Annotated in this window: 20 protein-coding genes; 12 read left to right on the top strand and 8 right to left on the bottom strand. The window is 41.1% G+C overall.

Annotation, left to right across the window (positions count from 1 at the left end; genetic code table 11):
- Positions 1–9 precede the first annotated feature (9 nt).
- Positions 10–1,728, bottom strand: coding sequence for a glutamine--tRNA ligase/YqeY domain fusion protein (locus HMPREF0659_RS08390; RefSeq protein WP_004359923.1), 1,719 nt, complete (start codon positions 1,726–1,728; stop codon positions 10–12).
- A gap of 952 nt (positions 1,729–2,680) precedes the next feature.
- Here HMPREF0659_RS08390 and HMPREF0659_RS08395 point away from each other — a divergent pair.
- Complete coding sequence (locus tag HMPREF0659_RS08395; RefSeq protein ID WP_013265144.1) at positions 2,681–3,943, top strand: Nramp family divalent metal transporter; 1,263 nt, start codon at positions 2,681–2,683, stop codon at positions 3,941–3,943.
- A gap of 398 nt (positions 3,944–4,341) precedes the next feature.
- On the opposite strand, the gene HMPREF0659_RS08400 is transcribed toward HMPREF0659_RS08395, so the two are convergent.
- Positions 4,342–4,563 carry a hypothetical protein gene (locus HMPREF0659_RS08400; protein ID WP_004359920.1) on the bottom strand — a complete coding sequence of 74 codons (222 nt, stop codon included), beginning with the start codon at positions 4,561–4,563 and terminating at the stop codon, positions 4,342–4,344.
- 120 nt (positions 4,564–4,683) lie between these two features.
- On the opposite strand from HMPREF0659_RS08400, the gene nth reads away from it, so the two are divergent.
- Together nth and HMPREF0659_RS08410 are read left to right on the top strand one after the other, a co-directional pair.
- Positions 4,684–5,331, top strand: a complete 648-nt coding sequence (gene nth / locus HMPREF0659_RS08405) for an endonuclease III (protein ID WP_013265335.1) — start codon at positions 4,684–4,686, stop codon at positions 5,329–5,331.
- Between the two features lie 135 nt (positions 5,332–5,466).
- Positions 5,467–6,177: a DUF2461 domain-containing protein gene (locus HMPREF0659_RS08410; RefSeq protein WP_013265357.1), complete on the top strand. Its 711-nt coding sequence runs from the start codon at positions 5,467–5,469 to the stop codon at positions 6,175–6,177.
- A 95-nt stretch (positions 6,178–6,272) separates the two neighbouring features.
- Here HMPREF0659_RS08410 and HMPREF0659_RS08415 read toward each other — a convergent pair whose 3' ends face one another.
- Positions 6,273–8,966 (bottom strand): valine--tRNA ligase, encoded by a 2,694-nt coding sequence (locus HMPREF0659_RS08415; RefSeq protein WP_013265715.1) that lies wholly within the window; start codon positions 8,964–8,966, stop codon positions 6,273–6,275.
- Positions 8,967–9,111: 145 nt separating this feature from the next.
- Between HMPREF0659_RS08415 and mazG the strand changes: the two genes are divergently transcribed.
- The 3 genes from mazG to HMPREF0659_RS08430 all read left to right on the top strand — a co-directional run bounded on the left by mazG (position 9,112) and on the right by HMPREF0659_RS08430 (position 11,603).
- Complete coding sequence (mazG, locus tag HMPREF0659_RS08420) at positions 9,112–9,993, top strand: nucleoside triphosphate pyrophosphohydrolase (RefSeq protein ID WP_013265558.1); 882 nt, start codon at positions 9,112–9,114, stop codon at positions 9,991–9,993.
- Positions 9,994–10,022: 29 nt separating this feature from the next.
- The gene (locus HMPREF0659_RS08425; RefSeq protein ID WP_036921404.1) at positions 10,023–10,580 is read left to right on the top strand and encodes a lipocalin-like domain-containing protein; all 558 of its coding nucleotides are present in this window, start codon (positions 10,023–10,025) and stop codon (positions 10,578–10,580) included.
- Positions 10,581–10,688: 108 nt separating this feature from the next.
- Complete coding sequence (locus HMPREF0659_RS08430) at positions 10,689–11,603, top strand: ribonuclease Z (RefSeq protein WP_004359908.1); 915 nt, start codon at positions 10,689–10,691, stop codon at positions 11,601–11,603.
- 598 nt (positions 11,604–12,201) lie between these two features.
- Here HMPREF0659_RS08430 and HMPREF0659_RS08435 read toward each other — a convergent pair.
- A complete protein-coding gene (locus HMPREF0659_RS08435; RefSeq protein WP_013265420.1) occupies positions 12,202–12,405 on the bottom strand; it encodes a hypothetical protein in 204 nt (67 codons plus the stop codon).
- A gap of 137 nt (positions 12,406–12,542) precedes the next feature.
- On the opposite strand from HMPREF0659_RS08435, the gene rpsF reads away from it, so the two are divergent.
- The 4 genes from rpsF to HMPREF0659_RS08455 all read left to right on the top strand — a co-directional run bounded on the left by rpsF (position 12,543) and on the right by HMPREF0659_RS08455 (position 14,863).
- Positions 12,543–12,887: a 30S ribosomal protein S6 gene (gene rpsF / locus HMPREF0659_RS08440; protein WP_004359906.1), complete on the top strand. Its 345-nt coding sequence runs from the start codon at positions 12,543–12,545 to the stop codon at positions 12,885–12,887.
- Positions 12,888–12,890: 3 nt separating this feature from the next.
- Positions 12,891–13,160, top strand: a complete 270-nt coding sequence (gene rpsR, locus HMPREF0659_RS08445; RefSeq protein ID WP_004353605.1) for a 30S ribosomal protein S18 — start codon at positions 12,891–12,893, stop codon at positions 13,158–13,160.
- A gap of 15 nt (positions 13,161–13,175) precedes the next feature.
- Positions 13,176–13,703, top strand: a complete 528-nt coding sequence (gene rplI / locus HMPREF0659_RS08450; RefSeq protein WP_004359905.1) for a 50S ribosomal protein L9 — start codon at positions 13,176–13,178, stop codon at positions 13,701–13,703.
- An 86-nt stretch (positions 13,704–13,789) separates the two neighbouring features.
- On the top strand, positions 13,790–14,863 hold the full coding sequence (locus HMPREF0659_RS08455; protein WP_013265260.1) for an AAA family ATPase: 1,074 nt from the start codon (positions 13,790–13,792) through the stop codon (positions 14,861–14,863).
- A 136-nt stretch (positions 14,864–14,999) separates the two neighbouring features.
- Here the strand turns inward: HMPREF0659_RS08455 and HMPREF0659_RS08460 are convergent, their stop codons facing one another.
- The 4 genes from HMPREF0659_RS08460 to nspC all read right to left on the bottom strand — a co-directional run bounded on the left by HMPREF0659_RS08460 (position 15,000) and on the right by nspC (position 20,774).
- The gene (locus HMPREF0659_RS08460; RefSeq protein ID WP_013265464.1) at positions 15,000–16,661 is read right to left on the bottom strand and encodes an IS1182 family transposase; all 1,662 of its coding nucleotides are present in this window, start codon (positions 16,659–16,661) and stop codon (positions 15,000–15,002) included.
- Positions 16,662–16,806: 145 nt separating this feature from the next.
- Complete coding sequence (locus tag HMPREF0659_RS08465; RefSeq protein ID WP_013265597.1) at positions 16,807–18,354, bottom strand: Gfo/Idh/MocA family protein; 1,548 nt, start codon at positions 18,352–18,354, stop codon at positions 16,807–16,809.
- A 498-nt stretch (positions 18,355–18,852) separates the two neighbouring features.
- On the bottom strand, positions 18,853–19,548 hold the full coding sequence (locus HMPREF0659_RS08470; RefSeq protein WP_013265415.1) for a DnaJ domain-containing protein: 696 nt from the start codon (positions 19,546–19,548) through the stop codon (positions 18,853–18,855).
- 59 nt (positions 19,549–19,607) lie between these two features.
- Positions 19,608–20,774 carry a carboxynorspermidine decarboxylase gene (nspC, locus tag HMPREF0659_RS08475; protein WP_013265133.1) on the bottom strand — a complete coding sequence of 389 codons (1,167 nt, stop codon included), beginning with the start codon at positions 20,772–20,774 and terminating at the stop codon, positions 19,608–19,610.
- Positions 20,775–20,847: 73 nt separating this feature from the next.
- Here nspC and HMPREF0659_RS08480 point away from each other — a divergent pair, with 73 nt between their 5' ends.
- Together HMPREF0659_RS08480 and HMPREF0659_RS08485 are read left to right on the top strand one after the other, a co-directional pair.
- A complete protein-coding gene (locus HMPREF0659_RS08480; protein ID WP_044046046.1) occupies positions 20,848–21,456 on the top strand; it encodes a thiamine-phosphate pyrophosphorylase in 609 nt (202 codons plus the stop codon).
- 54 nt (positions 21,457–21,510) lie between these two features.
- Complete coding sequence (locus tag HMPREF0659_RS08485; RefSeq protein WP_004359899.1) at positions 21,511–22,449, top strand: ribose-phosphate pyrophosphokinase; 939 nt, start codon at positions 21,511–21,513, stop codon at positions 22,447–22,449.
- Positions 22,450–22,674 lie beyond the last annotated feature (225 nt).

Below are 22,674 nucleotides of genomic sequence, written 5' to 3' on the forward strand. Positions count from 1 at the left end.
TTACTTTAGTTATGCTTTGGCCTTCTTTGCCCAAGTATCTTTCAAGCCAACAGTCTTATTAAACACGAGGTGGTCGGCTGTTGTATCTGGGTCAAGCATGAAGTAACCAGTACGCTGGAATTGTAGGTAATCACCCGGTTTCTTCTCAGCGAGATACTGTTCAACGTAGCACTCTGTGTGTACAGTAAGGCTCTCTGGATTGAGAAGCTCACGGAAATCACGCTCATCAGCAGCAGGATTCTCTACGTTGAACAAGCGGTCGTACTCACGAACCTCTGCCTTTAAGCAGTGGTCAGCGCTAACCCAGTGGAGAGTACCTTTCACCTTACGGTCAGCCCCCTGCATACCACTCTTGCTGTCAGCATCATATTCTGCTTGAATCTCAATGATATTGCCCTCAGCATCCTTAGTACAACCAGTACACTTAACGATGTAAGCGTTCTTCAATCTCACTTCCTTACCTGGAGACATACGGAAGAATTTCTTTGGAGCATCCTCCATAAAGTCAGCACGTTCAATCCAAAGATTCTTTGAGAAGGTGATAGTGTGTGAACCATCTGCCTCATTCTCTGGATTGTTAATAGCCTCCATCTCCTCAGTCTTTCCTTCTGGATAGTTGGTAATAACAAGTTTTACAGGGTCGAGAACAGCGCTAACACGTGTAGCCTTCTTGTTCAAGTCGTCACGTACAGCAGCCTCCAACAACGCTACATCATTGAGTGCATCGAACTTAGTATAGCCAATAGAGTCGATAAAGTTACGGATAGACTCCGGAGAGTAACCACGACGACGCATACCACAGAGTGTCGGCATTCGTGGATCATCCCATCCCTTGACGTGATGTTCATCAACCAATGTATGAAGTTTACGCTTTGACATTACTGTATAAGTAAGGTTCAAGCGGTTGAACTCTATCTGTCGTGGGCGGTTATCTGATAGGTTGTCATCGGTGCCATCACTTTCTTTTAGGAAGTCAATAAACTTATCATAGAGAGGACGGTGAGGCACAAACTCGAGTGTACAGATAGAGTGGGTAACACCCTCAAAGTAGTCACTCTGTCCGTGTGCAAAGTCATACATTGGGTAACAATGCCACTTTGTACCTGTGCGATGATGTGGAATCTGAATGATTCGATATATGATTGGATCACGGAAATGCATGTTAGGATTAGCCATATCGAGCTTCGCACGAAGTACCATACTTCCCTCAACAGCCTCTGGTGTATTCATCTGCTCAAACAAGGCAAGGCTTTCCTCGATAGGACGATCACGGTATGGTGATGCTGTACCAGGCGTTGTTGGCGTACCTTTCTGTGTTGCAATCTGCTCAGAAGTCTGCTCGTCAACATATGCCAAGCCCTTCTTAATCATCCAAACAGCAAAGTCCCATAACTTCTCAAAGTAATCACTTGCATAATAAATGTTACCCCATTTAAAGCCAAGCCAGCTAATATCATGAAGGATATTCTCTACATATTCGTTGTTCTCCTTGCTTGGATTTGTATCATCAAAACGAAGATTACAAATACCCTTATAGTTTTCAGCTACACCAAAGTCCATGCAAATCGCTTTTGCATGACCAATATGAAGATAGCCATTTGGCTCTGGCGGGAAACGTGTCTGAATACGTCCTCCGTTCTTACCCTTTGCGAGGTCTTCCTCTACCAGTTGTTCTACGAAGCTCAAGCTACGCTTCTCCTCATTGGTGTTGTTCTCTATCGTAGTCATATTTTCCTATTTATTATTATGCTGCAAAGTTACTCATTTTTTCTTGTTTATGATGCACTTTGTTCTAAATAATAATGTATATTCTTTTATGCAGTTTGAAATTATTCATGCAAAATGCTTTTCGAGTAATGTTTTATAATGTTTTGTATATTTTCAGTAACGAAATAAAACCAATTTTCTTTATCTTTTTAAAGTGTTTAATAAAAGTGAATGTGAACGGCTTTCAGCGATAGGTGTATGTATGGTAACAAATGTTTCATTATTAATAAAAAAGTTGCATAAAAGTTTGCACATATAAAAATAATGCCCTATCTTTGCAAACGTTATCCTGAATACAATCTTTTTACCTTAAAGAAACTAATACCTATTGAGATTGAATGCCCATCGCTGTGAAGCGTAGGGCATTTTTGTTTTTAGTAACTTTTTGGTTCTGTAATTTTGTTTACAGTATTTTGTAGATTCGTTTTAGGTTTCTTAAACAAAGTCTTATATTTTTCTTTATAGTTCTTTTAAGCAACTTTCTGATTTAAACTTAGGTGTTATTGTGACCATTCAAAGTACATTTTAACGCTTCGTACCAACCTTTTATTATTCATTTTGTTGGAGAATTGTATCTGGTAAGATTTTACATTTTGTTTGAAAAGAACTTCCCTTTAACCCAAATTGGTTATTAGAAGCTAAACATATTTTGTTTTTTTTGTCGAGTAGATTGCCTCTCTTTGTAACGCAGGCGTAGCAGGCTACGTCAATTTGCAAAGACAGGAAAGATGCTGATAAGAAAATAAAAGATGTTAGGAAACAATACAAAAACAAGAATTCATGAAACATTGTGGTTTAATGACCGATTTGGTTTTAATCCACCTACCTAATTGTTAGTATTTTTTTCAATATTCCCTTATCATCTTGTAGTTTGTCATATAGATATTGTAACTTTGCATAAAACTTAATTAGAATGAAGAATATATTAAAAGAACTACAACGTAAGGACCACCCACGCGTGTTGGGTGCCTTAGATATATTTAAATTTATTGGTCCCGGTTTGCTGGTGACCGTAGGCTTTATCGACCCGGGAAACTGGGGAAGTAACTTTGCTGCTGGTTCAGAGTATGGCTATGCATTGTTATGGGTAGTAACCCTTTCAACAATTATGCTTATAGCTTTACAGCATAATGTTGCTCATCTTGGAATTGTGACAGGACTCTGTCTCAGTGAGGCAGCAGTGAAGTATGCACCTAAATGGATAGGTCGTCCTATTATCTTGAGTGCAATTCTTGCCAGTATCTCTACCTCTTTAGCAGAGATTCTTGGTGGTGCTATTGCACTACAAATGCTCTTTGGCATTAGTATTCCTACAGGCTCTGTCTTAACAACAGTGGCTGTGTTGATAATGCTTTTTACGAATAGCTATAAGAAGATGGAACGTGCCATCATTGGCTTTGTGTCAATGATAGGTCTTTCGTTTGTTTATGAACTCTTTCTCGTTGATATTCATTGGCCTGCAGCCATTGAGGGAGCATTTGTTCCAACCGTTCCACAAGGTTCTCTCTTGATTATCATGAGTGTGGTGGGAGCGGTTGTGATGCCTCACAATCTTTTCCTTCACTCTGAGATTGTACAGAGTCGCGAGATCTATTTGGAGGGTGACGAACGTATCCGTCACATGTTAAAGTATGAGTTTGTCGACACCCTTTTCTCAATGATTGTGGGTTGGGTTATCAACTCTGCGATGATTCTCTTGGCAGCAAGTACGTTCTTCTCTCATGGTCAGCACGTTGATGAACTGTCTCAGGCGCAAGCAATGCTACAGCCACTTTTGGGTAATAATGCTGCGAATATATTTGCTATTGCCTTACTATTAGCGGGTATTTCAAGTACGATAACCAGTGGAATGGCTGCGGGTAGTATCTTCTCTGGACTTTTTGGTGAGTCATATAATGCAAAAGATACGCACTCTATTGCTGGAATTGTCCTCTCATTAGGTATTGCCCTTCTGATGATATTCTTTATTGGCGACCCATTTAAGGGATTGATTATCTCACAGATGTTCCTTTCTGTTCAACTTCCTTTCACCGTTTTCTTACAAGTGGGTCTGACATCTTCCAAGCGTGTGATGGGTAAGTATGCCAATAGTAAGTTGAATATGGTCTTCCTTTACTCGTTGGCGGGCATCGTCACCTTACTTAATATATGGCTCTTGATAGAGAGTATATCATAGTGTTGATGTCCTACAAGGTGGAATATTGTAAAATAAATTCGCAGCTTTGAAATTAAAAGATGCTTAATTGCGTTCCAATTGGGCGTTAATTGAGGTCCAAAAGGGCGTTAGTTGGCATGCAACTAACGCCCTTTTGCAATGCAACTAAGCACCTTTTATAATGTTCTTTTGCAACTCTTTGATTCTGTGAAGGTTACAAATGCAGTTTTTCTTGGTACTTTTAAGGTAAAAGAAACTTCCTTTCTCACCTTTTGTGTAATGATTTTTCAAATCAACTATAAGCGTTTTACTCCTATAAAAACCAACTTCTAAGGATTAATCCCACATTATATAATATAAAGAAGACGGGAATGATACAAGCATACCATTCCCGTCTTTTATGTTATTTGCTATTAATCTTAGATAGACTTGTAGCCGTTCGTACTGTTATGTGCAAGTAAGTCTTTCAGATTAAGCTCTCTGCCACCATGTGCTTCGTAAGCTTCTCTCATTTCTTCCTCGCCCTCAGCCTCTTCTTCAGAGTGAACGAATGTAACACACTTGTCTTTAAGTTCTGCGACTACCCAGCCAATCAGTGCGATGATTAGCAGTGCAATCAGTCCTGTCATTGGAGTTATCATAATTGATTTGTTTTTTATTTCTGATGCAAAATTACATTAAGTTTCGGAAAGCACCAAATAATCTCCAAGTTTTCAGTAACTTTGCAGTAAATATAGCTGTATAAAGTTAATAAGAACAAGATGACAAGAAAAGAAAGATATGATTATGCACTGAGTTATTTTCGCAAGAATGTTGGGCATGTTTCGACTGAGCTAAATTTTGGTTCAGCCTTCCAACTTCTTTGTGCGACACTCCTTTCTGCTCAGTGTACGGATAAGCGAATCAATGCGATTACGCCAGAATTGTTCCGTCATTATCCAGATGCAAAGGCGATGGCAGAGGCTACAGCCGATGAGATATTTGAGTATGTGAAGAGTGTTTCTTACCCCAATTCAAAGGCAAAACATTTAGTTGAGATGTCGAAGATGTTGGTTGAGAAATTTGATGGCGAGGTGCCTTCTGATCCTAATGCACTCGTTACGCTGCCTGGAGTAGGGCGTAAGACGGCAAATGTTATTCAAGCAGTGTGGTTTGGTAAGCCAACACTTGCGGTTGATACGCATGTCTATCGTGTAAGTCATCGTTTGGGGCTGGTTCCTTCAACAGCTAACACGCCTCGTAAGGTTGAGGATTATCTGATGAAGAATATCCCTACAGAGGAGGTCTCGGATGCCCACCATTGGATATTGCTTCATGGACGTTATGTTTGCAAGAGTGCTAAGCCTGATTGCGAGCATTGTCCCTTTGATGATATCTGTCCAAAGTTGTTGGAGAATAGTAAGTTGTAGTATAGGATAGTTGACGAGTTAACGAGTTTACAAGTTAACGAGTTAATTGATGGTAGGTTTATAGTTGACGGTTGACGAGTTAACAAGTGAATGAATTGATAGTGTAAAATTAAACAAGATAAAACGTAAAAGTTTATGAATACAAAGAAGATAATGCACTTCTTGAAAGGTATTGCTGCGAACAATAATAAGCAATGGTTTCAGGAGCATAAGGCTGAATACGATGAGGTGAAGGCTGATTTTGAGAACGGAGTTGACCAAATAATATCTTGTTTGGCAACCTTTGATGATGAGGTTTCACATTTGACAGCAAAGGATTGTACCTATCGTTTCTATCGTGATGTACGTTTCTCACCTGATAAGAGTCCGTATAAACGCCACTTGGGTGCATACATCTGTGGACGTGGTAGAAAGGCTTTGCGTGGCGGTTATTATATACATCTTCAACCAGGCAACTGCTTGGTTGCTGTGGGATGCTATTGGTTGCCTACGAATATATTGACTTCATGTCGCAATGAAATCATGGCGAACATTGATGAATGGCGTAAAGATGTAGAGAATGAGGACTTTCTTAATTTGTTCGGACGACCTAATGAAGGTGAATGGACCGACGATAAAGTCAGTAAGAGAGGCTTTGGACTTGCAGCTTTAAAGACTGTTCCAAAGGGATTTCCAAAGGATTATGAACATCTTCAGTATCTCCGAATGAAGGATTATTGCTGTTGGGTGTCTGTACCCGATGACTTCTTCGAGGGCGATGGCTGGGTTGAGCAGTTAGAACATATCTGTAAGACAGGTAAGCCTATGATGGACTTTATTAATAATGTGGTAGATGATTATGAATAAAAACAAATAAAGAGGAACGCAAAGGCATTCCTCTTTATTTTTATATGTACTAAAACGCTTTGGCTAATGAACCCATTAGTCAAAGAGATAATAGATTACTTCTTTCTCAACTCTTCAAGACTTGCCTTCAAAGCGGCAATCTTCTCTTCAGAGTCACTCTGCTTCTTGCGCTCACGTTCGATAACAGCTTCAGGTGCATTTGCTACGAACTTCTCGTTTGAGAGTTTTTTCTTGATGCCTGTGAGGAAGCCTTCAAGATGCTTGAGTTCCTTCTCCTGCTTCTCAATCTCAGCTGCAACGTCAATCAAGTCGCCCACTGGAACTGCGAAACTATCGGTACCAACCATGAAACCTGATGCGTCACCACTCTTCTCAGTTACCACTTCAATAGCCTTCAAGTTAGCCATCTTAATGATTACACTGTTGTAAGCCTCATAGTTGTTCTGACCGATTACGTTCAAGTCGAGCTCAACCTTTGGAGCAATGTTCTTCTGGTTGCGTACGGTTCTCACACCGCTGACAATCGCCTTAACCTGCTCAATAGCCTCGATGAGCTTTAATTCCTCCTTGCTTGGTGCATCAAGTTTGAGTTCGTCACGCATGATGCTCTCGTTATCCTTGCGCTCATAGATGTGTTGCCACAACTCCTCAGTAATGAAAGGCATGAATGGATGCAACATCTTCAAGAGTGAATTGAAGAATTTAAGGGTTGCTTCGTAGGTGAGCTTGTCGATTGGTTTGCCATATTCTGGCTTAATCATCTCCAAGTACCAGCTTGAGAACTCGTCCCAGAAGAGGCGGTAAACAGTCATCAAAGCCTCTGAAATACGATAGCTCTTGAACTGCTCGTTCATCTCAGCATTTACTTCCTTCAACTTCGCTTCGAACCATTCAACAGCAATCTTGTTTGCCAATGGCTGCTCAGCATCAGTTGTCTCCCAACCTTGAACGAGGCGGAAGGCATTCCAAATCTTATTGTTGAAGTTACGTCCTTGCTCACAAAGTGTCTCGTCGAAGAGGATGTCGTTGCCTGCAGGAGCAGAGAGCATCATACCCATACGAACACCATCAGCACCATACTTCTCAATCAACATGATAGGATCTGGTGAGTTACCAAGACTCTTACTCATCTTGCGTCCGAGCTTATCACGTACAATACCTGTGAAGTAAACATGCTTGAATGGGAACTTACCACGATACTCATAGCCTGCCATAATCATACGTGCTACCCAGAAGAAGATAATATCTGGACCTGTAACAAGGTCGCTGGTAGGGTAGTAGTAGTTGATTTCTTCGTTGTCAGGGTTGTTGATTCCATCGAAGACGGAGATTGGCCACAACCAACTTGAGAACCAAGTATCCATGCAATCGCTCTCTTGTTCAAGGTCGGCAGCTGTTACTGAAGGATTAATCTCCTGTGCCAACTTCAATGCTTCTTCAGTAGTTTCTGCCACAACGGTGGCATTCTTGCCTTCTGCATCTTTGAAGTAGTAAGCAGGAATACGATGACCCCACCACAACTGACGGCTGATACACCAGTCCTTGATGTTCTCTAACCAGTGGCGATAAGTGTTCTTATACTTCTTTGGGTAGAACTCTATGTCGTCGTCCATGACAGGAGAAAGGGCGATATCAGCAAAGTGCTGCATCTTTAAGAACCATTGTGTAGAGAGTTTTGGCTCGATAGGTACGTGTGTACGCTCTGAGTATCCGACTTTATTATCATAGTCCTCAACCTTCTCCATGAGGCCTGCAGCCTCCAAATCCTTTGATATCTGCTTACGTACATCCATACGGTCCTGACCAACATACAAGCCAGCAGCCTCAGAGATAGTACCATTATCGTTGAAGATATCAATAGTTTCCAAACCGTGTTTCAAGCCAAGTGCATGGTCGTTAACGTCGTGAGCAGGTGTAACCTTCAAACAACCAGTACCGAACTGGATATCAACATAGGTGTCTTCAATAACTGGAATCACACGATTTACCAATGGAACGATAACATGAAGACCCTTCAACCATGTGTTCTTAACGTCCTCTGGGTTGATACACATCGCTGAGTCACCCATGATTGTCTCTGGACGAGTGGTCGCAACAACAGCATAGTAACCCTTCGCATCCTTGTGCATTACGTTGCCTTCATCCTTGCGTTCAACCTTTGCTTGGTCTTCTTCAGCAACATAGTATTTAAGGTGATAAAGCTTAGAATGCTCATCCTTGTAGATTACTTCTTCGTCAGAAAGAGCCGTCTGAGCCTGTGGATCCCAGTTAACCATGCGTACACCACGATAGATGTAGCCCTTCTTGTAGAGGTCGCAGAATACCTTGATAACACTCTTGCTACGAGTATCGTCCATGGTGAAAGCAGTACGATCCCAATCGCATGAGCAACCAAGTCGACGCAACTGCTTGAGGATAATGCCACCATGTTCGTGTGTCCAATCCCATGCATGCTCAAGGAACTGTTCACGAGTGAGGTCAGTCTTCTTTACACCTTGCTCTGCGAGGCGGTTCACAACCTTTGCTTCTGTAGCAATACTTGCGTGGTCAGTACCCGGTACCCAGCATGCATTCTTACCTTCCATGCGGGCACGTCTTACCAAGATGTCCTGTATCGTGTTGTTCAACATGTGGCCCATGTGAAGCACACCCGTTACGTTTGGTGGAGGAATAACCACAGTGTAAGGCTCGCGGCCATCAGGCTTAGAACTGAAAAGCTTGTTGTCCAGCCAATACTGGTACCATTTTGATTCCACTACTTGTGGATCATACTTGCTTGCTAATTCCATTGTCTCGTATATTATTATTTCTTTATTATCTTTAAAATTACGATGCAAAAGTACAAAAAATCCGCCTAAAAAGCGTATCTTTGCATCAATAATAGTACACTGATGAGTACTTTAACGTTTATGTTTAACTTTAAACATCAAGACTTTGCATACTAAAGAAGAGAAACTGGAAGCTTTTGCCCGACTTTTAGACATTCAAGAACGACTCCGAAAGGAGTGTCCATGGGATAGTAAACAGACTAATGAAAGCCTCCGTCCCAATACGATTGAAGAGACCTTTGAATTGGCTGATGCGCTCTTAAAAAATGACTCAAAGAATATCTGTAAAGAGCTTGGAGACGTCATGGAACATGTTATCTTCTATTCTATGTTGGGTGAAGAAAAGGGGGAGTTTGATGTTGCTGATGTCTGCAATGCGCAATCCGACAAACTTATGTTTCGACATGATTTTATCGATTGGACGGGTTGGAGTGTGACACGTTCTGATATGGTAGTTAATGCTGCAGGACAAGTAGTTTACAAAGATGAAGAAGAACAGGCTGCTAAGAACGCACAGTCGACAACTCCTAATACTGCTTCTCAGGTAGAATCAACATGGGAACAGCGCAAGCAACGTGAACGTGACGGAAACACTTCGGTACTCTCTGGTGTGCCCAATTCACTGCCAAGTCTTATTAAGGCTTACCGCATCCAAGACAAGGCACGCAATGTTGGTTTTGATTGGGAAGAGAAAGAGCAGGTCTGGGATAAGGTATATGAAGAATTAGAGGAGCTGAAGAATGAGTTGATGAAGGAGGATAAGCAACGTTCAACAGAAGAACTTGGCGACTTTTTATTCTCTCTTATTAATGCAGCACGCCTCTATCATTTGAATCCTGATAATGCTCTTGAGCACACGAATCAGAAGTTTATCAAGCGATTTAACTATATTGAGGAAGCTGCTAAGGCAAAGGGTGTTACGATAAAAGACTTAACTCTTGCTGAAATGGATGAGTTATGGAATCAAGCTAAGGCTGCTAACAATTAAAATTACGATAAAAATTAAGGAGTGTAAATATGAAAAGAACCTTTTATTTTATCATGTCTTTGTTTATTCTTGCAGTAGCAATCTCTTGTAAGGATAGCAAACCTAAGTCTATGATGTCTGAAACTGAAGAGGCTGAAGACTCTGTTGCCACAAACGATAGTACTATCTATGGTACGATGGTGGATGGTGGTATGAACTCTATTGTTCTGCTTACCGATCATGGTGATACACTTGAATATCTTGTAAACCCAAATGATACATTTGAAGTTGTTAAAGGTGGAAAGATTAATGGTGACCGATTTGCCATTATCGGTTATAAAGAGTATGGTGACAACTTTATGCGTTCAGCGATTAATCTTACCTCTTTGTTAGGTAACTGGAGTAGTCTTGATCGCAACTTTGAGATAAAAGAAGGAGGAAGCGTTACTTCAAGCTTGCAGTCTGAGAAGAATCCATGGACAGCATGGAAAATATGGAATGGTAAGCTGATTCTGTCAAAAGACACCTTTGACGTAGAAAGCCTTGGCGCAGACACATTGTCATTAGAGAATAAATCGGGACTTTTTGTCTTTACAAGGGGGAAGTAAGTTCTTCGCTATACTCTCTTTAAAGAGAATGTGACGACTATTATTAGAAAACGAATCTTTTCATTCCTCCCTTAAAAGGGTGGAATGAGAAGACATGAGGTAGTCTATATGGAACCATTCAAAGTACATATTCTTGGTTGCGGTAGTGCGTTACCAACTTTGCAACATAATGCTTCTTCCCAAGTTGTTGAGCTTAGGGAGAAGCTTTTTATGATTGATTGCGGAGAAGGAACACAGATACAACTTCGTCGGTCGCGCATACATTTCTCAAAGATTATAGCTGTTTTTATTAGCCACTTGCATGGTGATCATTGCTTTGGCTTGCCTGGTATGATTTCAACCTTTGGTATGACAGGGCGTACGGCTCCGTTACATATCTACGCTCCCGCTGCTTTTGAACCTATTCTTGACCAGACACTGAACTTTTTTTGTCAGGGTTTAGAGTTTGAAGTAGTGTTTCATGCTGTTGATACAAAGCAGAATAAGGTGGTTTACGAGGATAGGAGTCTGACGGTTGAAACAATCCCTTTGCAGCATCGTATTGATTGTTGTGGTTATTTGTTCCGTGAGAAACCAACACTACCACATATCCGTCGTGATATGATAGACTTTTATCATATTCCTATCAGTCAGATTAATAATATAAAGGCTGGGGCTGATTGGGTAACGCCAGAGGGTGATGTGATTCCTAATAGTAAGCTAACAACCCCTGCTGCACCTGCTCGTAGCTATGCTTATTGCTCTGATACGCGATACATTAAAACACTCCATAATCTTGTAAAAGACGTAAGTACGCTTTATCATGAAAGTACTTACGCCGCGCAGGATGCTGATCGTGCTCGTCTTTATTGGCATAGTACGTCGCAGCAAGCAGCACAGGTGGCTCGGGATGCAGCTGCAGGGAAACTTCTTTTAGGGCATTACTCAGCCCGTTATGGTAATGAACAGCAGCTATTAGATGAGGCGAAAGAAATATTTCCTAATACTTTCCTGACACAAGAAGGTGCAAGTTTTGATATATAAGTCGGTTTGTTAGAGTTGTTTTGATGCCATTCTATCTTCTATAATATTATATAAAGAGGTTGCATACACCTTTTTATATAATATAAAACCTTTTAGGTTCTAATGACCGACTTGGGTTAAATATCTACCAATTATCATGTCTATCCATCTTTTATAAACAAGTTGTTCTTATATCGATAGATATTTGTAAGCTATTTTCATGCAATTCGAAATCAATACATGCTCTTTTGGCTTTTTAAAGACGCCTAATTGACTTGCAATAGGTGCCCTTTAAGACGCTTATTAACGCCCTTTTGAAGTCCAATTAAGCACCTTTTCTTGCGCTTTTTTATAACTAATTGATTTTCTGTTGGTTGCAGACTTGTTTTTTATACGTGTTTTTGTCCTTATTTATAGATGTTTTATTTGAAATTATGTAATGATTTTTCAAGGTTTTGTCTACGAATTATCAACATACAAGAAGAAAGGGGGCTCTATGTTGGAAGGTGTTAATAAGATAGGTAGTTTGACAATCTTGCCTATGTTTTTCTTTGATGTTTAACTTTGACTTCCAGTAAAACGATACGAAAAACATCCACATATTTAACGAAAAATCCTGTTAATCCTCCTTCTCTTCCTCCTTTGAAGATTGGAATGAGACTAAACGCTCTCCCCTTACAAATATGATAACACCACTCAAGACCAGTGCTAATCCACCGAAAAGAAGCTCGTTCCCATTGAAGTGGAGAATGACATGGAGTGCGAACAGAAGCAGACCTAAAATAATGTCTGCAATGCCTAAGTATTTGATATATCTTTTCATACAAAAGTGTAAATATACTATTTATTGGCGCAAAAGTACAAAAAATATTTGGTCAGTTGCATAAAAATTACTACTTTTGCACCGCATTATGCGAAAGCAGGTGTAATTTAATTCACAATTTTATATTTTTAAGTAGTATGAATCAATACGAAACCGTTTTCATTTTGACTCCCGTTTTGTCTGATGAACAGATGAAGGAAACGGTCGCTAAATTCAAGAAACTGCTCACCGACAATGGCGCTGAGATCTTGAACGAGGAGGCTTGGGGTTTGAAGAAGTTGGCTTACAACATTCAGAAGAAGTCATCTGGCTTCTACGCATTGTTAGAGTTCAACGCAGAACCAACAGTTATCGACACTCTCGAGACCGGCTTCCGTCGTGACGAGAAGGTTATTCGTTACATCACCGTTAAGCAGGACAAGTATTCTGCAGCTTATGCTGAGAAGCGTCGTGCTAAATGGGCAGCTAAAAAGGAGGCTTAAATCATGGCAGAGCAGAAATCAGAAATCCGTTATTTGACCGCTCCTTCTATCGATACAAAGAAGAAGAAGTATTGCCGTTTCAAGAAGAGCGGTATTAAGTACATCGATTATAAGGATGGCGAGTTCTTGAAGAAGTTCCTCAATGAGCAGGGTAAGATTCTTCCTCGTCGTATTACAGGTACTTCTTTGAAGTATCAGCGTCGTGTGGCTCAAGCTGTTAAGCGTGCACGCCAGATTGCGCTCCTTCCATACGTAACCGATTTGATGAAGTAAAAAGGAGGTCAATAGATGGAAATTATTTTGAAAGAAGATATTATCGGTCTTGGATACAAGAACGATATCGTTAATGTGAAGAACGGCTATGGCCGTAACTATCTCATCCCAACTGGTAAGGGTATCATCGCTTCTCCATCTGCAAAGAAGCAGTTGGCAGAGAACTTGAAGCAGCAGGCTTCTAAGCTCGCAGCTCTTAAGGCTGAGGCAGAGAAGAAGGCAGCTCAGTTGGATGGTGTAGAGCTTGTTATTGCAACTAAGGTATCTGCTACTGGCGTAACTTACGGTTCAGTAAACGCAGCTACTGTTGTTGAGGAACTTGCTAAGCGTGGTATTGAAATCGATCGTAAGATTGTTACAATGCGCGATATGAAGAAGGTTGGCACATCTGAGGCTACTGTACACTTCCACAAGGAGGTTGAGGTTAAGATTCCTGTAACTGTTGTTGCAGAGAACCAGCCAGCACCTGCTGTTGAGGAGGCTCCAGTAGAGCAGCCAGCAGAGGCACCTGTAGCTGAGGAGGAGACTCCTGCAGCTGAGTAATTTTATATTGACATTTTGCACTGTAAAGCAGTAATGTTAGATAATAATCCCTTTCACTTTCGGGTGGAGGGGATTTTTTAGTCATTATGAAACGAATTGTACTTACCGGCGGACCTTGTGCCGGAAAAACGACAGCACTTGTCAAGATCATTGAGCATTTCTCAAGTCTTGGCTATAAGGTGTTTATCATTCCAGAAGTTCCAACGCTCTTCTCTCAGGCGGGTATGGATTATCTTACAGATAATGCTGCGTTCTTCTATGAAGGAGAGAAGGCAACATTGGAGGTTCAGCTTGCTTTGGAAGATAAGTTTACGCGTATGGCTGAGACCATTGATAAACCTACGATTATAGTATGTGATCGTGGTACAATGGATATCTCTGCTTATATGAAGCCAGAGATGTGGAAAGAGATTACAGCTGGTGTAGGAACAACTTCCGAGGAACTTCGTGCTCGTTATGATGCAGTTCTTCACCTTGTGAGTGCTGCGGATGGAGCAGAACAGTTCTATACCACTGCTACTAATGCTGAACGTACAGAAGGGCTTGAGCTTGCACGCGAACTTGATAAGAAGGTTATTCAGGCTTGGTCAGAGCATCCTCATTTGCGTGTTATCAATAATCACGAGAACTTCGACACAAAGATTAATCGTGTTATACAGGATATTTCTAATGTCTTGGAGATTCCACAGCAGATTGTCGAGGAGCGTAAATACATTGTTCGATTGACAGGTGAGATTCCTGATGCTATCGAAAGTGAGATTACACAGACCTATCTAACCTCAGAACCTCGCAGTGAGGTGCGTCTACGTCGTCGTACTCTGAATGGTGTTTCGGTTAATGTTCGTACAACAAAGAAGACTTTACCGAATAATGAACAGGTTGTTACTGAGCGACAGATAGATAATAATCTATATGAATCATTGATGCGTCAGGCAGATCCTTATCGTCAGTCTATCCACAAGATTCGCAAGACCTTTATCTGGCGTGGTCAGTTCTTTGAACTTGACACTTACCTTGCTCCAACCTCTAATCTTCAAATTTTGGAGACAAAGGGAATCGTTGACCATGAAGATGTGAACTTCCCTCCATTTATTGAAGTACTTGAGGACATCACTGGTAATACGGAATATTATAACTACAATTTAGCTTTGAAGAAATAAAGAGTTAATGTTTTCTGTGTCAAAGAATAGCTTTACCACTTTAAAGTAAAACAAATGAGGGTGTGTCAAAATTGATACATCCTCTTTTTTATTCTTCCTTTACTTTGTGTACCACATAATTCGTTATTTACTGCAGCTATGCTGCTAATTTCATATAAAATGATTTATTGGGCTTTAAATAACCTATATAAACTTGTATACAGCATCTGAAGGTGACTAAAAGTAGCTCCATAACGGCTTTTAGTTCCTTGAGATTGGTTTTTCTACACATTTTCCCTATGTTAAAGGCAATAGCGAAGAAGGCAAAGTCCATATTGACCTTGTCTTTCCCAAAATGCCTAAACCTCTTGTAGGCTTTATTATATTTTGTTTGTCCAAAAACAGCTTCAGGTTCTATGCACCTTCGTCCTCGATGCTTGATGCCTTCTTCCGAGGTCAGTAGTTCCCGTGCCTTTTGTTTATAGTGCTGTAGTTGGTGGTTTACTTCTATAATTCTGTTCCCTCTTGCCTTAAAACATGAGCCTCTCAAGGGACAACCATCACAGCGTTCTGCCTGATAACGTACGCTGTAAGTAACGAATCCATTAGAGGTTAGGGAACGCTTCATACCTATACGCTTCATATGCTGTCCCATAGGGCAGACGTAGAAATCCTGTTCCTTATTATAATAAAGGCTTGCGGGACTGAATGGGTTAGGTGTGTAGCGTGGACGCTGCTCTTTATGGAAGTAGTTATACTTCACATAGGCTTCCATATTATGTACGTCCATGAACAGATAGTTCTCCTCGGAGCCATACCCCGAATCGGCTACGACTGTCTTGGTATAACGATGATAGCGTGATTTGAAAGACTCCAAGAAAGAAGGTAGTGTGAGTGTATCGGTACGATTGGCATAGAGTGCAAAGTCGGTGATGAACTGGTTCTCCGTTGCTATCTGCAGATTATATCCAGGCTTAGTCTGTCCGTTCCGCATAGCGTCCTCCTTCATGTGCATAAACGTGGCATCAGGGTCGGTCTTGCTGTAGGAGTTTCTCTCTCCCATAATCTCAAGGTGTTGGTCATACTCCTGGAGTTTATTACGTTTCTTCTCAAGTTCTTTAAGCTGTTTTTTCTTGGTTCTAACAGCCTGCTTATCTTCTTTAGTCTTAGGCTCAGGGGCTGATTCCAAAGACTTGTTCAATTCCTCGGATATCTCATCGAGCAGAGCTGCAGTAAACTCGACACCTTCTGTTTTAGCGGCATTGTCCTGCGCTATGACATCATCAACCTGAAGCAAAAGTGTGCGTATTTGTTCCTGCAACTTGGCGCGGTTCTTTTCCACGGTTCTCTTCCAAACGAAGGTATACTTGTTAGCTTTCGATTCTATTTTTGTGCCGTCAATATATTCAACGTCAAGACTTATCAAACCTTTGGCTGCAAGTACTAATACGACTTGTGTGAATATATTGTTGATTTCCTTTTTCACACGATTACGAAAACGATTGATGGTAATAAAATCAGGCTGCTCATATCCTGCAAGATAGATGAAATGAATGTCACGCTTGAGAAGAGACTCTATACGACGGCAGGAATAGATATTATTCATATAGGCGTAAAGAATCACCTTGAGCATCATTTGTGGATGATAAGGCTTGCGACCACTGGGCTTATAAAGTTTGTAGACATTATCCAACATAAGATTATCCACCAAGGCGTCTAAAAGACGAACAGGGTCATCTTCTGCGATATCCTTATCGATTCTTTGAGGAAAAAGAATCATTTTCTTGTGTATGTAAGAACGAAAGTGTACCTTTGTCATAATGAGATTTTTTGTATGCCTAAAGGTACAAAAACTTTAGGAAATAGCAAAGCCCTGGCTTGAGAAAGTCGGGGCTTTGTGCATAAAAAAGAGGATGTGTACATTTTGACACACCCTCATTTGTATATTTAGTTTTCGTAGGAGTTTATTTCTTCTTTGTAGCCTTGTCGACCTTCTCCCAGTATTTCTTACCTTTTTCCTTCAACTTAGTTGTGAAGTCCATTGCGTCTGCCGCAGCCTGTGCTTCATCAGTAGGAGATGCGTAAGCGTGGTGGAATCCCTTAACCTTATTCCACTCTCCGCGTGTGAAATCAGGCACCTCTACAGGAATGTTGCCATTGTCCATAGAGATAGAACCTAACTCAGCTAAGCAGCACCATTCAGCCAAGTCATAAACGTCAATGTCCAAAGGAAGACCATTCTGCAAGCAGTAAACCAAACGTGAATCCATGATGAAGTCCATACCACCATGTCCACCAACTTCTTTTGCCTGCTTCTCATATTTAGCAACGATAGGACTCTCATACTTCTCTATCAATGCTTTGGTGTCAACCTGTGAAAGATAAGAGTGACCTGAAAGGTTGTCAGATGACGGAGTAACACCTGATTTCTTCATTTCCTCAGCAGAAAGAGCAAAGCCTTCAAAAGGATACTTATTGGCAAAACCCTTTGTTCCAGTAAGCTGATACATACGATTGTATGGCTGTGGGGTCATTACATTATGATGAATCTCAATAACTTTTCCGTTTTCAGTGCTGATAAGGGTGGTTGTTTGGTCACCATTACGGAAATCTTTACAAGGCTCACCAGTCATCTTTTCAACCTGTTTCTTACCGTTAACAGACTTTGTATCCATTGCAACAAGCGTATTCATCTTGTCACCTCTGTGGATATTCAGAACCTGTGCGATAGGACCTAAGCCATGAGTAGCGTAGACATCACCACGGAACTTCTGGTTGTAATCTAATCTCCAACCTAACTTGTCTTGTGCATCCTTCTTCCAATATGCGTCCCAGAATTTAGATAGTTCATGACGATAGGCACCCTGAACATAAAGAATCTCACCGAAGACATCTTTCTGTGCCATGTTTAGTGAGTTCAACTCAAAGAAGTCATAGCAGCAGTTCTCAAGCATCATACAGTGCAGACGCTTCTTCTCAGATATATCGATGAGTTTCCAAATTTCTGTAAGGTTCATGGCAGCAGGTACTTCTACAGCAACGTGCTTACCATTATTCATAGCCTCGTAGGCAACAAGGAAGTGGTGCTTCCAGTCTGGAGCAATATACACAAGGTCAATATCCTTACGCTTGCAAAGCTCCTTGTAGCCATCTTCGCCAGAGTAAATGTCGGCTGCAGGCATACTTGCTTTACGCAGATATTCTTGACATCTCTCAGCTCTGTCACGCTCATAATCGCAGAGAGCCATTACTTGGATGCCAGGGATGTGTGTCCAACGCTCTACAGCATCATGACCGCGCATTCCTAAACCAACAAAAGCTACGCGAACAACCTTTAACTTAGGTGTCGTCATGTTCAATGCACTTTCCTGTCCAGCTGCACGTACTGGAACTTCTGTTACAGCTTTTCCATTGGTCACCTTGTATGGCCAATTGAATTGAGCCGATACGCTTGATGGTAAGAGTAAGCTACCAAGAATAAACGCAGCAGCTATTGATTTTCTGATACTCATTGTTTTTAGTTATTTGTTTATTGGTAAATTTTGTATTCTAATGTTCAAAGTATTTGTAGGCAAAGATACTAAAAAATATTTAAACAAAAGAAGTATGACTTCTCCTTTTTCCTAATGATTGAGTCGTTGTTTAGTAAGAGTCAACTATTCAGTGTTATTTCTCATGTCTAAATATGGGGGGTAATGCTGTCAAGTCGAGAAACTATGATTTGTTAATCATTAGTTTCTTACTTATATTATAATGACAAAAAAGGTTCTTTCTCTCGTTTTCTTATCGATATGTTGATGCTTAGCACGTGTGGTGCGGATGGTGAACACCAATGGTGCGGATGGTAAGCACCACATGTGTTGTTGGTCAACACTTATCAAATAACTATACCTACTTAATATGAATAAGTGATATTTTGGTCTAATGATGGGCTTGTATGATAATGCTTGTGATACAAAAAAGGAACTCCTACATTGAGTAAAAGTTCCTTTATTGTGTCTATATGCTTATTATCCTTCGCGTCTCATCTGCTCAATCAGCTCTTTCTGACGGTCAGTGAGGTGGTCAGGAAGTTTCACATTGTAGGTGATAATAAGGTCGCCGAAGGTGCCATCGCCTCGGTCATAACCCTTACCACGTAGGCGAACCTTTGTTCCACCTTGTGTCAATGGTTTAACCTTCAGTTTTACTTTCTGTCCACCAGAGAGTTGAATAACGACTTCACCACCTAAAAGAGCCGTGTAAAGATCTATGCCGACATTAGCCTCCATCTGTCCTGTTGGCTGTTGTCCATGTGCTCTACCCGTGTTAAATCCAGATGAACGGCGACGTCCACCGCCTCCGAATAGGTCTTGGAAGAAGCTGCTAAAACCACCTCCGCCATTACCGAAACTGCTAAAGTCGAATCCACCAAATGGGTTTCCACCACCTTGTCCACCTTGGAATCCACCAAAGCCACCAGCATTTTCGTAGGCTTCAGCATTACGCCACTGCTCTCCGTATTTATCGTATTTAGCGCGCTTGTCAGGATCACCGATAACTTCAAACGCCTCGCTCAATGCTTGGAATTTAGCTTTTGCCTTTGGGTCGTTTGGATGTAAGTCTGGATGAAACTGCTTAGCTCTCTTTCTATAGGCTGCTCGCACATCTTTTTGAGGGATGTTGCGGTCAACACCAAGAATCTTATAATAATCTATAAATGCCATAATATTTCTTCCTTAATTAATGTTTTAATACCGTCTTTAAGGTAGCAAATAATGTGCCATTAGTCCATTCTGTCACGATAATCCTCGTAAGTATATTCGCGAAGCATTTCGAGTTCGTTATCTGTATGGAGTAGGGCGATAGCTGGGTGACTGATACCATTGAACATATTTGTCTTGACAGTCGTGTAGTGGAGCATATCTTCAAAGATAATATTTTCGCCTACTTCCAGTGTATGACCAAAGTCCCACGAGCCCATCCAGTCACCACTCAGACAGCTGTTGGCACCCAATCGGTAGGTATATTCGCCTTTTGCAGAACCATCTTCATCGACAAGTTTTGCATTACGAATGGTTGGGTGGTAAGGCATTTCAAGACAATCGGGCATGTGACAGGTAAAACTTGCATTGAGGATAGCTGTCTTTATGCCATGATCCTCTACTATATCAACAACTTGTACTACCAGTGGACCCGTCTGCCAAGCAAAGGCACTGCCTGGTTCGAGGATAACCTTAAGCCACGGATAGCGTTTGCGGAATCCTCGCAAGACATGTATCAGACGTTTAACGTCATAGTCTTTGCGTGTCATGAGATGGCCACCACCAAAGTTAATCCACTTTAGTTGAGGGAACCACTTGGCAAACTTCTCTTCTATATGTACTAAGGTACGCTCGAAGACATCGCTACCACTTTCACAATGACAGTGGATATGAAAGCCATCAATGTCCTCTGGCAGCGTTTCTGGTAGCTTATCGGATGATATTCCAAAGCGAGTACCAGGCGCACAAGGGTTATAAATGAGCGTTTCCACCTCTGAGTACTCAGGATTCACACGCAAACCGAAACTCAACTTCTCATTTTCAATCTTGGCACGTACGTGAAAACGCTCGTATTGTGTCAATGAATTAAAAACAAGATGTGATGAACAGCGAGCGATATCGTCAATTTCGTAATCCGTATAGCCCGGTGAGAAGGTGTGTGTGGGTGCTCCAAATTCCTCAAAGCCAAGTCGAGCTTCAAAGAGAGAGGAGGCTGTTGTAGCCTTGATATACTCACGAAAAATAGGAAACGTACGCCATAAAGCGTATGCTTTGAATGCGAGAATAATCTCAACATCAGCCTCTTTTGCCACGTGAGCAATGAGGTTTAGATTTTCTCTGAGCCTTGCCTCTTCCAGCACATACATTGGGCGAGAGAGTTCGGCGTATGTTAATGGATTTATTTTCATGGTGCAAATATAAGGAAAAATTTGCAGTTATGGGAAATAATCTCTACCTTTGCAATACAAATAAACTAAAGGCATGAAACTGGTCATCATGACTAAGTCCACGTATTTTGTGGAAGAAGATAAGATTTTAAGTATGCTTTTCGAGGAAGGACTTGATAGTCTCCATATCTCGAAGGCAGATACTTCCCCACTTTATTTGGAGCGTCTTCTTTCACTTTTGCCTTCTGAATATCATCGTAAAATCACAATACATCAGCATTTTAATATGAAGAATGAGTTTTCTTTGGGTGGTATCCACTTGGATAACTCAAGTATTGCTGTGCCTCGTGGCTATCGTGGCTCTCTAAGTAGAACTTGTGATGATGTGATGCAGCTAAAGGCTATGAAGAAACAATCGGACTATGTCTTTCTAAAGAATATCCACCAACCTCGTGAACAATCGGAAAAAGAAGAGCGTGTTATCTCTGATCTTGAATTAAACGAGGCTTATAGGCAGGGCATTCTTGGGCGACATGTTTATGCAATGGGTGGTGTGACGATAGACGATATACCTATTCTTCGTGAGCTTGACTTTGGTGGAGTAGTGGTTCGGAACGACTTATGGGATAAGTTTCGTATTTATAATGAACAGAATTTTAGCTCTATCATTAATCACTTCCGTAAGCTGCGTGCCCTCTGTTAATGACACAGAGACTTATAAAGATTTATACGTTATCAATATAAACAACTAAAAGAAATGAGTGAAAATAACTCTTTTTTGGTATTCTCTGGTACAAAGACGAGATACCTTGCTGAGAAAATCTGCGCCAGCCTTGGCTGTCCGCTTGGTAACTTGGTGATGACCCGCTTCTCTGACGGCGAATTTGTCGTTTCTTACGAGCAGAGTATTCGTGGTAAGGATGTCTTCCTTGTACAGAGCACTTTCCCAAACTCTGACAACCTTATGGAGCTGCTCTTGATGATTGATGCGGCTAAGCGTGCTTCAGCTCGTCACATTATCGCTGTTATGCCTTATTTTGGTTGGGCGCGTCAAGATCGTAAGGATAAGCCACGTGTCAGCATTGGTGCGAAATTAGTAGCCGACTTGTTGAGTGTTGCTGGTATCGACCGTCTGATTACAATGGACTTACATGCAGATCAGATTCAGGGCTTCTTCAATGTTCCTGTTGACCATCTCTATGCAAGCGGTGTTCTTCTTCCTTATGTTCAGGGCTTACATTTGAAGGATCTTGTTATAGCAAGTCCTGATGTAGGTGGCTCTAAGCGTGCTAATACTTACGCTAAGTATCTCGGTTGTCCACTGGTTCTTTGTAACAAGACTCGTGCACGTGCCAATGTCGTTGATACAATTCAGATTATTGGTGATGTGAAAGATAAGAACGTTATCATCGTTGATGATATGGTTGATACAGCTGGTACTATCACCAAGGCAGCTGACGTTATGAAGGAGGCAGGTGCTAAGAGTGTACGTGCTATTGCTTCTCATTGTGTGATGAGTGGTCCTGCTACTGAGCGTGTAGAGGCTTCTGCGTTGGAGGAGATGGTTTTCACAGACTCTATTCCATATACAGATCGTTGCTCAAAGGTAAAGCAGATTTCTGTAGCTGATATGTTTGCAGAAACAATCCAGCGTGTATTGAACAATGAGAGTATCTCAAGCCAGTACCTTATATAATTAAGGAATGACGTAAGATAAGTCTTTTTTATAAAAGGATATATTATAATGTTGGGACGCATAGTTTATGTGTTCCAACATTTTTTATTTGTGCTTATTCTGCCCAAAAGATGGCTTTTGTCTTATGGCATTTGCTTATTATAAGTCAACTTCTTTCCTCCTTCTTTCCCATATCCCTTCTTTGTTATTTCACTTGATGTATGTCAATAAACGTCGTTTTGCTGA

Origin of the sequence: Prevotella melaninogenica ATCC 25845, assembly GCF_000144405.1 — a bacterium.
Taxonomy (GTDB): domain Bacteria; phylum Bacteroidota; class Bacteroidia; order Bacteroidales; family Bacteroidaceae; genus Prevotella; species Prevotella melaninogenica.